The 9,477-nt window shown below is 69.5% G+C and carries 8 protein-coding genes; 1 reads left to right on the forward strand and 7 read right to left on the reverse strand.

Annotated features, from left to right (window positions below; translation table 11 throughout):
* Window positions 1-482 precede the first annotated feature (482 nt).
* From ACWGDE_RS03080 to ACWGDE_RS03095, 4 genes are read right to left on the reverse strand one after another with little or no spacing between them, the layout of a single operon-like run.
* The gene (locus ACWGDE_RS03080; protein WP_453387214.1) at window positions 483-1,910 is read right to left on the reverse strand and encodes a hypothetical protein; all 1,428 of its coding nucleotides are present in this window, start codon (window positions 1,908-1,910) and stop codon (window positions 483-485) included.
* A complete protein-coding gene (locus ACWGDE_RS03085) occupies window positions 1,907-3,220 on the reverse strand; it encodes a CHAT domain-containing protein (RefSeq protein ID WP_453387215.1) in 1,314 nt (437 codons plus the stop codon). The genes ACWGDE_RS03080 and ACWGDE_RS03085 overlap by 4 nt, the downstream gene beginning before the upstream one ends.
* Window positions 3,220-4,734, reverse strand: a complete 1,515-nt coding sequence (locus tag ACWGDE_RS03090; protein WP_453387216.1) for a hypothetical protein — start codon at window positions 4,732-4,734, stop codon at window positions 3,220-3,222. The genes ACWGDE_RS03085 and ACWGDE_RS03090 overlap by 1 nt, the downstream gene beginning before the upstream one ends.
* A 31-nt stretch (window positions 4,735-4,765) precedes the next feature.
* Window positions 4,766-6,118, reverse strand: a complete 1,353-nt coding sequence (locus ACWGDE_RS03095) for a hypothetical protein (RefSeq protein ID WP_453387217.1) — start codon at window positions 6,116-6,118, stop codon at window positions 4,766-4,768.
* Between the two features lie 373 nt (window positions 6,119-6,491).
* On the opposite strand from ACWGDE_RS03095, the gene ACWGDE_RS03100 reads away from it, so the two are divergent.
* Window positions 6,492-6,713 carry a hypothetical protein gene (locus ACWGDE_RS03100; protein ID WP_453387218.1) on the forward strand — a complete coding sequence of 74 codons (222 nt, stop codon included), beginning with the start codon at window positions 6,492-6,494 and terminating at the stop codon, window positions 6,711-6,713.
* Between the two features lie 352 nt (window positions 6,714-7,065).
* On the opposite strand, the gene ACWGDE_RS03105 is transcribed toward ACWGDE_RS03100, so the two are convergent.
* The 3 genes from ACWGDE_RS03105 to ACWGDE_RS03115 form a co-directional block, all read right to left on the reverse strand.
* Entirely contained in the window at window positions 7,066-7,788 is a 723-nt protein-coding gene (locus tag ACWGDE_RS03105) for a hypothetical protein (RefSeq protein WP_453387219.1), read from the reverse strand.
* 28 nt (window positions 7,789-7,816) lie between these two features.
* Entirely contained in the window at window positions 7,817-8,932 is a 1,116-nt protein-coding gene (locus tag ACWGDE_RS03110; protein WP_453387220.1) for a DnaB-like helicase N-terminal domain-containing protein, read from the reverse strand.
* A partial coding sequence (locus ACWGDE_RS03115; RefSeq protein WP_453387221.1) for a DNA cytosine methyltransferase occupies window positions 8,932-9,477 on the reverse strand: 546 nt, incomplete at its 5' end. The genes ACWGDE_RS03110 and ACWGDE_RS03115, both read right to left, overlap by 1 nt.

The following is a 9,477-nucleotide window of genomic DNA, read 5'->3' on the forward strand; positions in this document are numbered from 1 at the left end:
GGGGGGCCGACACCGGCCACCCTATCGAGCGGGAAGATCGCCGCGCAGCCTCCTGCGGCGAAATCGTCGAGTGGCTCACCGAATGCACCGTCCTGCCCGTTTCGCTCGCGATCTCCGGTGCCAATGAGCAAGACGGCCAGTCCTGATTCCGCTCGTCGAGGCGATCCCGTCGATCCGCTGGCGCGCCTGCGGCCCTTGTCGGGTTGGCATCGCGGGCAGATTCTGTGCCGGTGGAGACATGGGTCTCACCGTCGCGAAGGGCCGCCCGCTGAAGGACCTCCCGGGCACACGACTATCGGTGACCGCTCGCATCAACGCCCCGCTCAGCACCGGGAGATCGCCTAATCGCATTGGCTGCCGACGAAGGCACGGGGTCCCGGGGCGAAGTCAGCGCCCGATCGCGAACGGTGGAAGCGGCGCGCTCCTTACAGCGACGCAGGACCTGAAAGCGCCTCGTCCGCTTCACGACATAGGACGCGGCTTTACGGAACGGCCGTAGCCCGGCAGGGCGGCAGGGAAACCGTCGGGTCGCCCAGCAGGACCAGGCTTTGGCGGTCGAGCGCGGCGAGGCGGATGCGTCGCATCTCATCAAGGACCCCGGTGTCGGCGTCGTCGTTGAGCCGTGCCTGCAGTGTGAACCACTTGTAGTACAGCTGGCCGACGTCTGCCCGGTAGTCCGCGAACGCATGGGCGAGCGGTACACCGTCGTACAGCTTGCTGGACAGGGCGTTGACGATCCGTCCGCCGAGGATCTGGCCGGTCGATTTCACCTGCAGCGTCCAGCTGAAGGTCGGCTCGACATGACCCAGCACGGCCCGGACCGGGTTCTTCCGGCCCAGTACCTCCAGTGCCGCCGGAGCCACGACCGGACCGCATTGGGCCACGGCTTCGACCGTGGCCGCGGCGGGCCACTGTGGTTCCAGGAGCGCGGTGTACAGACTGGCGCCCGCGCCGCCCGCGGAGCAGCAGGCTTGGGCGAACCAGATGCACCCGCCGGGCAGGTCCGCGGAGAGCTGTTCCACCGTGACCGGAACACGGTTCTGGTCGACTGGCAGGCCCAAAGTGGCCCGCAGCGCGTCCGGGTCGTCGAAGGGCTCCACGAGCCCGTGGCTGGAAGTGACCACGAGGCCTGGGCGGGTCGTCCCCAGCGCTTGGGAAAGGGCGCTGCCGGTGGCCTGGGGACCCACGATCTCCTGGAAGCCGGCGAGCGGAGGCGGGCTCAGCGCCTTCGCTAGCGGATGGCTGATCACGGTCCGCATCAAGCGCGTCATGACATCGCCGCAGTCGACGGTCCACACAAGGGCCTGGTCGGGCACGGCCTCAGCACCCTCCCAGTCTGTGATCAGGGCGTGGACGTAGCGGTCCAGGGCATCGCCTTCGAGGGGGATGCGGCCGACGGCGTGCCGCGTCCCGAGCGAGTACTGCACGGACCACGGGATGGCTTCCGGGCCGCCGATGATGGCCACGTACTTGGGAAGGCAGTCATTGGCCACGCCGAAGTCGGAGAGCCCGATGGCCGGGTCGTTGAAGGGGGAGCCGTCCGCGTAGTAGCGGCGGAGGTGGTCATCGCCCAGGCCGGCGTCGGGGCTCCAGCGCAGGACCACGCTTCCTTCCCGGGCGGCGAGCAGGTCCTGCACGGGCCCCGGGGCATCCGCGCCTGCAGCCTTCTGCGCATCGGTGAACCGGTCGCTCTCGTCGTCCCGGAGGAGGACCCCGTACCCCACCTTGGGGTCCCGCCAGGCCGTCATGGGCGGGTCGGGACCGAACTCCAAGACCTGCTGTTCCTGCGGCATACCGTCCTGCCCCTCGCCCCACCAGGGGGCCTGCGCGCCCAGTTGTCCGTGTGCCTCCTCTGTGCCGGTCCATGCGTTGAGGCGGATTTCGGACGGCATGGGGGTGGGCGTGTTCATGGCTCCGCGGCGATGCGCGCCTGGGTCTGCGCAATCCGCGTCTCCACGTAGTCCCTCACCCGGGGTGGGGTGGTGTCCGGGAGGCTGTCGCGGTACTCCTCCCAGAACTTGAGGTAGCCGAGGAATTCGACCTTGCGGAACGAGCCGGGATGCACTCGGAACGGGCTGTGCTGTACGTAGAGCACGGGATAGGTCCACGCATCGGTCCGCTCCGGATCGGACCCGGCGAGCACTTTGCGCGGTGGGGTCAGGGCCGCCGCCCACTCGATCACCGGAACTTCACCGTCTTGGACCGCGGTCAGGATGATGGACACCACCGCCGGGTAGAACGTTTTGCAGAACCGGTCGGCGACGCCGAGGCTCACCGTTCGGCGCATACCGACCGCTGCCGGTATGCCGAGGGAGACCAGTTCATGGGCCAGGGGCCGCGTTTGCACGGCGGCCGCGGTCTGGCAACCGCCCAGGACCACCAGCCACGGCGCACACGCCTTGAGGACGCCCGCGAGGTCCTCCGCCGAAAGCAGGAGTGAGCCTATACCAGCCGGCTTGCCGACCTTCTGCGCAGCGTAGTCCGCCACCGTGGCGAACGAGAACACAGGCTCGTTGGCCCTGATCCCGCCGTGGCCGAGCAGGTGCAGGATGTGCGGTCTGGCCGCCGTGATGCAGCTGGCGAGACCCGGTTCGGTGCCCGGCAGCGCCTGGACGGTGATCACCGGCCGGTCAGCCTGGCCCTCGGCCCGTTGTGCCTCCTCCTCTTCGGCAGCCCTTGCGACTGCCAGCAGTTCCTCCTGCGCGCTGATGATGTGGAGGTGCACCCCGAGCGCTCTCGCGTCACCGGTCCTGGCCGCGTTCAGCAGCCCGGTCAGTTGCGCCGTGCCGTCCCGCCCTGCGGCGGAGAGCACCGCGACGATGCGCAGCGGTGGCACGAAGCCGCAGGGGTCCACGTCCTGCTGGATCCGTGCGATCCGCCCGATGGGCCACCTGCTGAGGGCACAGAATCGTTCCCCGTTATAAAGGTGCTCCCACGGCACCGCGTCGGCAGGGGTGGAGACCATGTGGAAGTAGAGCGGGCTGGCGGTGCCGATCTGCTGGGCAAACGCGTTATCCAGGCCTTTTGCCACCGGTGGGTGCTGTGACATTAGTGCACGGAGGGCCGCTCCGTACTCCGCCAGCGAGGGCGGGCGGTCTGCGGGGACGGCGGGCAGAGTTGTGTACTCCAGCTTGCCGATGTCCGGGATCTTCACCGGGCAGACGGCCAGCTTCATCAGTGTGCGCTTGCCTCGCTGTTCGAAGGCCACGACTGTGCGCATCACTCCTCCTCGGCCTGGAGGTAGTCGTCATCGACTCCGAAGCTGTCGACGTGGAGGTGATCCCGGTAGACCTGGGCCTGGGTGAGCCGGCGCAGTTCACCGAGGGCCTGCGCCATGCCCCGGTCGTACGCCTGCTTCATCGGCGGGGTCTCGCCGGGGACGGCGGCCGCCTCAAGCAACTTTGCGGCCTTCGCCTCTAGATAGCGTTCGGTAGCTGCCACCCAGGTCGGCACGGATGCAGCCGAGGCATAGCGGGCCACTATCTGCTCGTCGTCTGGCACGGCCTGAAAGGCTGGAGTCAGCTCCTGACTGGTAGCGGCGTCACCCATCGAGGTGCGTCCGGTGAGCCAGCCCCGGTCCGGCTGGTCGGGGTCTGGCCACGCTTCCCCGAGCAGGGCGCCCACCCGCCGGGGCTGGAGATGGCAGAAGAGGGAGGAATGTTGGGGGATCGGTTCCGACCCGGACGGGTCGCTGAGGAACGCGTGCGCTTGGGCCAGCGCCTCGCCGCGCCGGTCGTTCCCCAGATCAGTGTAGAACGTCGGGCCGGCCCGGTGCCGCCCCAGCGCATCGGCCAGCAAGCGCGTGGCGGCATCACACGGGTTGTCCTCAGCAGAGCCCACGCACAGCGTCGATGCGCCGACCCTGTCGGCCAGTTGCTGCAGGTCGTTGACGGTCACGTAGGCGCAGTCGTCAGGGTCGGCGGGCCTCCGCGGATCCGGACTCATGGTCAACACCGGCCGACCGCCGTCGTACGCGGCAGGGGCGACCACATACAACGCCCGTACGGCCCTGCTGCCGAGGGCGGAGGTGATCCAGTCCGGCCACAGGAACTCGGTGGGTGCTTCGGCGAGACTGTCTGCCTGAGGAGCCTCGCTCACCGGGAGGTCCCACCCTGCCGGTACCGCATCCGTGACCGGGTACAGGTGTGCTTGGACCTCGTACTTGGGAATCAGCCTGCTCAAACCCTGGTACGTGACTCCGTCCGCGAAGACGTGCGCTTCCACCCCCGGCCCGATCATCCGCTGCAGCATTCCGATGAACTCGGCCACGTAGTGGGGCGCCCAGTGGGTCTCAGGCGCCTGGTCGTGCGGCATCGCGTTTACCACGATGCCTACGCTCCACACCCGCCCCAGGTCGGCGGCCACAGGCAGCAGATCCGGCACCCTGAGCACGGGCCGGTCGATCTGCGGGATGAGCTCACGCTCCCAGGGAACGGCGCCCAGATGGCCGTACGGGGGAACCAGGCGCAGCCACATGCCCCAGGGGCTGCCGGCACGCTGCGCCATGAACGGAACCACGGTGTCCAGCAGTTTGGCCGGCACGCCGGCACCGGTCGTCGGCTCGCTGTCCGCGCTAAGCCCGTACTCGGTGACTGGCAGCCGGACCGGCTCGCCGTAGGTGCGCTCCTCTCCGTCGGGGTAGCCGACCAGCTCGGCGACGACTTCCGGCACGGTGTGCGCGAGGTCGAGCCGGACGCGAAGTATCGACCTGTGCCCTCCGCCGTGGGGTTCCATCGCAAGCTCCGGATTCCGGTGTAGTCCGTCTTCAGTCGCCCCGGGTGAGGTCGTGCAGCGCCCACCAGGTGAAGCGGTTGCTGATCTCGCCGTGCCCGCGAATGGGCACCTCGCCGTCGACCTCGGCTCCTCCCTTCATGGCGATCACCCGCGCTCCTTCGGCCAGCGGGTAGTGCCCCTTGCCGGGGGCCACCGCGTCACATGTGGTCGACTGTCCGTCTAGCCCCAGCGGACCGAAGCCGCCGAGCGCGCCGTACCGGTACGTGTCCCCGACCGCGGCGGTCTCCGGCTGCTCGCCGAGGTTCCTTCCGCGCATCGCGAGGTGGAAGACGTTCGTGAGCGGCTTGTCACTGGAGGAGAACGTGGTCAGGATCGGCTGTTCGACCTTCGCCAGCACGGAGTGGTAGCCGCCTGGCTGCCCTGTCCCCACGACCTTCGGAGCGAGGCACCAGCGATTGACGGCCGGCTGGAGCAGCAGCATCGAGTGCGCCGACCGCCCGGCGGCTGCGGCGTTGAGGGCGGAAAGTACGACGCGGGCTCCGAAAGAGTGGCCGATCAGGTGCAGGCGCACGGGTGGATCGCGGTGCAGGATGCGCTCCACGAGGGGGGCGACGCCTTTGGCGCCGACCACCCCGGCGCGTGCTTTCATCTGCCAGACCGAGGCGACGCGCAGGATGTCCCGCGGATCGTAGCCCACGCCCGCGGGGTCGGGCGGGCCACCCCTGCCTCCGCTGCCCACCGGGCCGAACGAGCTGAGGTCTTCGGGGGGTTCCGGCATCGGCTCGCCGCCGAGCTCGGTCCAGATGTCGAGCAGCCCTGCCACGTCCGGGGGCGCCGACCCGTCGTCCGGGTCAGTCATCGCGCGCAGATTCCGCAGGACGATGGCGGCCACCTTCTCGGCGGTCATCTTGTCCACGGCCGTGCGTCCGTCCACGGCGTCGACAAACGCGCGGTCTTCGTCGGCGTTCATCTCGGCGGTGGCCAGCGCGAGAAGTTCCTCCTGCTCCGCGGCGGCGGGACCATCTGGATCGGGCGGGCCCGCGATCACAGGGCCGGTCTCCCAGGGCATGACGAAGCTGGTCGACGGCCAGATAGCGCCGACCAGCAGTGGCCGGTAGGGGCCGGGGCCGGGGTCGGCAATCCTGAACTCGGCCCGCTGTGCGATGTATCCGGCGGCGAAATTCCGGTAGCGGTCGAGGGCCTTAGCGAAGATGTTGTTCCAGCCGTGGGCGAAGAAGTAGACGTCCGTCGCCTTGGCGAGCCTTTCCTCCACTTCGGCTTCGGCGGCCGGACTGCGGAGCAGGCCGTCCTTTCCGTAACGAAGCAGGTAGAGGTCGACCGAGGCACCACCGCTGATCGGGAGAGTTTGGAACGGACCGGCCATGGCGGTCTCCTGCACGCCAGGCTGCACCCCGTTGCAGCGATCTTGATTCCATGCTCCACCCGACCCGCGAGTAGCACAAGCGGCAACTGGTCCCAAGCCGCCGCCGCGCCCAGGAGCGGTTCTCGAGGGCAGGACCTGCTGACGAAGAAGGCCAACCTGATCGCCACTGGGAAGACTGCTGCGGCTGGCGGGGGCGCTGAAGTACGGGACGCCAAGCCCCCTGATCGTCGGCAAGCTTTCGGCGTCTTGCCAGCAGAACGCGCTAGCCGCCGCGCTGAAGGAGTGCGGGCCATCCGCAGAACGATCTACGCGGCGAAATACCGGCAACCGAACAACGGCGATTCCTTGCATGCCCTGCGCCGCCAGCTCCACTATGCCCAAAACCAAGGTCACCCGCCGTCAGCCCGAGCGGCAGAACGAGCAGGCGTGGTGCTTGGCGGTGGTGACGAACGCGGTGGTCTGCTGGCACGGCGTCTACGCCGGATCCGGCAACGACATGATCAGCGGCGGAAACGGCGCCGACGCCCTCAACGGCGGTCCCGGCACCGACACGTGCTCCGCTGGCCCCGGCGACACCGTCACCACCTGCCCGTAACGAAGACCCGACGTACCCGGGGCGGTCTCGGTGACCGTCCGTCGTGTGCCCGCCCCACTGCCCTGCACCCCGTATTCACAGTGGGGCGGCTCGAGCCCGACGGTGAGCCCGACGGCGAGGCCGACGGAGCTTGCGTGGCCGAACTCGTCGGCGACATCCTGGACGGTTGACCTGCCTCCCAGGAAGGCGGGGGCTGCCGCCGTGGTCGACCAGGGGCCGCAGCGGATTGTCGGCGGTCCGACGAGGTAGCTGATTCGGTATTTCAACGCCCTCTGCCAGTTCTACTGGGCGCGGCGAAACGAGGCCTTCTCCGGGTCCTGTGGCGGGACTGACACAAAGAAGGACGCGGCAGTCATTCGGACGCCCGCCTGAGCGTCGCACTTGGCGAACGGTGCCAACTTGCGTGCGCAGTCACAGGCGTGACAGGGGCTGGGGTTTCGGGGGATACTGGGACTGTTGTGCTGTGGAGGGCTTGACGGACGCGCTGTTCGAGGTCGGTTTGCGGGGCGGGGCCAGGACGGACGGCGACGGTGTAGAGGCTGTAGAACTCCGCGAGTGCCTCGGCTTCGGTCTCGAAGGTCATGGCCACCTGCCGCAGGTGGTCTTCGCCGTGCAGGTGGACATGGCGCCGGACACCGGTGGCGTACGTCCCCACGGCGACGGTGGTCTGGCCGTCGTTGGCGTGCAGGTGGATTATCAGGCGGCCTTCGGCGATGTCGTCGTGAATGCGCTGGGCTTCAGCGCTGACCTCACGTACTTCGTCGCGTGTGCACCAGGGGAAGGGATAGTTGCCCCAGGTCCATTCCGTGTCGATTTCTTCCTGGAGGGCCGTCTCGATCTCGACGGTGAATCCGTATCGACTCAGCTGCTTGGTTGCGGTGTTCGCGTAGTGCGGCTCCTCGTGGTCGATGCGGGCGAGGACCATGGTGTCCGGTCCGATGCTGCGGAAGCCGAGGTCGTACAGGTGAGAGCGGGCGGCGTCGCTCGTGGAGCCGGAGGTCGTGGCGACGACGGCCGGGTGGTGGTCTGGGTGGAGGGCGAAGCGGATGTGAGCGTCGGCGGAGGCATGAGGCATGAGGGGCTTTCGGGCGGGGCGGGAATGGTCATCGGCCTGGCCGGGCTGGGGTTCGTGCGGCGGGGCCGGCGCGGACGGCCGGAGTTCGAGGGGCGGCTGACGGGCGGGATGGAGGCTTCGCGCGGGGGTCGTTGGTGGCGTGGTGCCAGCGGGTCCGGACGGAGGACAGCGCGGAGAGTGCCCGGCGGCTGCCAGTGGCCAGTTGGTGGACGGAGGTTGCCTCGTCCGACGTCAGCGTTGCGATCCGGGCGGCGACCGTGACGGCCTGACTGAGGAGGGCGCGCTGGAGGATCTTCTGACCCCAGTGCTCGGGTGCACCGGCGGGATGGGAGACCAGGTCTAGGACCTCGTCAGGGCCGAACCCCGCGAGAAGCAGGCCGCGTTGCTGGGCTTCCCACAGCAGGGTGATGGGGTCCACGGGCGCCCCTCTGCGGGCGAGGGCCGTCAGGCAGGCGAAGAGAGCGGCGTGCACGGGGACGGTGAAGTCGCTTTCGTGTAGCCAGCGCATCCGCGGCAGATCGTCGGGGCGGGCGGTCGCTGCGGCCAGCAGCATCCGTTCCTCGTCTTCCGCCTCCGCCGACGCCTCGGCTGCCGGGCCGGGTGCCGCCGAGGTTCGGGGCATCGACCCCGGGTGAGAGGGGAAGGCAGTGGCCAGCTCGTCGAGGTAGACGGCGAGCTGGTCGGCGCGGGCCAGTACCGTTCCGGCCGGGTCGGGCCCCGGGGCGCGGGCGGCCTGGGAGAGGAGCCCAGCGTGCCGGCGCAGGAGGCGGCGGGCATGTCCGGAGCGGACCATCTGGGCATAGGCCGGGGCATGGGCGTCTGTGGGGCAGTTGCTGATGAGGATGTGCAGGTAGGCGGCTGTCAGGGCACGGCTCTGGGCGGCGGCGAGGAGCTGGTTCGGCCACACCGGGCTGGTGCGGTGGACCTCGGGCGTGGGCGGGGACACCGTGCGCATCGCCGCGAACAGGCTCCTGTGGGCGGCGCTGGCGAAGTGCTCGGGCTCGAGCGGGCCGATGGTCTTCAGGCGGTCGGGTACCAGGAGCAGGGCGCCGAGCAGGGCCTGCTCGGCGTAGTGGACCACAGGCAGTGGCGGCGGATCGCCGAGGAGATCCTCCTCGGATGCGGCGCGGGCGTGGTCGGCCATCACGCCGCCAGGACGAAGTCGTCGCGGTTGAGCGTGCGTTCCACGTGCGGGGCGATCAAGTGCCCCGCAAGCAGTGGGGGGACGGCGTTGCCGATCTGGGAGAAGCGCTGGCCCTTGGTGCCCTGCCAGGGGTAGGACGCCGGGAAGGATTGCAGGATCCCTGCTTCCTCGGCGGTGATCCGGATGGCCGGCGCAGCTGCGGAGCACAGGACCGTGGTGGAGCGGGTGGTCCAAATGCATTCGTTGGCGCGGTTGCCGAAGAACAAGGTGGCGGCCGGCTCGGTCACGGGGCGGACGGCCGCGTTCGCCTGGCTGTTGCTGCGCAGAACCCAGTCCGGTCCGGCCGTGCAGCGCGGCGACGGCCGGGCCCCTTCCCGGCACCTGCACGGCGAGCCTGACTTGGAGCTCCGGGAGGGTTCCGCGCGGGGCGGGGGACTTTGCCAGGCGCCGCGGTCGCGGGCGTCGGACAGCGTCTTACGGGAGCCGGACGGGAAGGGCTCGGGCCCGCCCCCGGGTCCGCCGCCGGCGCACACAGTGGGCACGGG

The organism is Streptomyces sp. NPDC054956, from assembly GCF_053609185.1.

Coding starts and splice junctions, on each gene's coding strand:
- ACWGDE_RS03105 (WP_453387219.1), bottom strand. CDS start 7,788: ATGCCTCATGCCTCCGCCGACGCTCACATCCGCTTCGCCCTCCACCCA.
- ACWGDE_RS03110 (WP_453387220.1), bottom strand. CDS start 8,932: ATGGCCGACCACGCCCGCGCCGCATCCGAGGAGGATCTCCTCGGCGAT.
- ACWGDE_RS03100 (WP_453387218.1), top strand. CDS start 6,492: ATGCCCAAAACCAAGGTCACCCGCCGTCAGCCCGAGCGGCAGAACGAG.
- ACWGDE_RS03095 (WP_453387217.1), bottom strand. CDS start 6,118: ATGGCCGGTCCGTTCCAAACTCTCCCGATCAGCGGTGGTGCCTCGGTC.
- ACWGDE_RS03090 (WP_453387216.1), bottom strand. CDS start 4,734: ATGGAACCCCACGGCGGAGGGCACAGGTCGATACTTCGCGTCCGGCTC.
- ACWGDE_RS03080 (WP_453387214.1), bottom strand. CDS start 1,910: ATGAACACGCCCACCCCCATGCCGTCCGAAATCCGCCTCAACGCATGG.
- ACWGDE_RS03085 (WP_453387215.1), bottom strand. CDS start 3,220: ATGCGCACAGTCGTGGCCTTCGAACAGCGAGGCAAGCGCACACTGATG.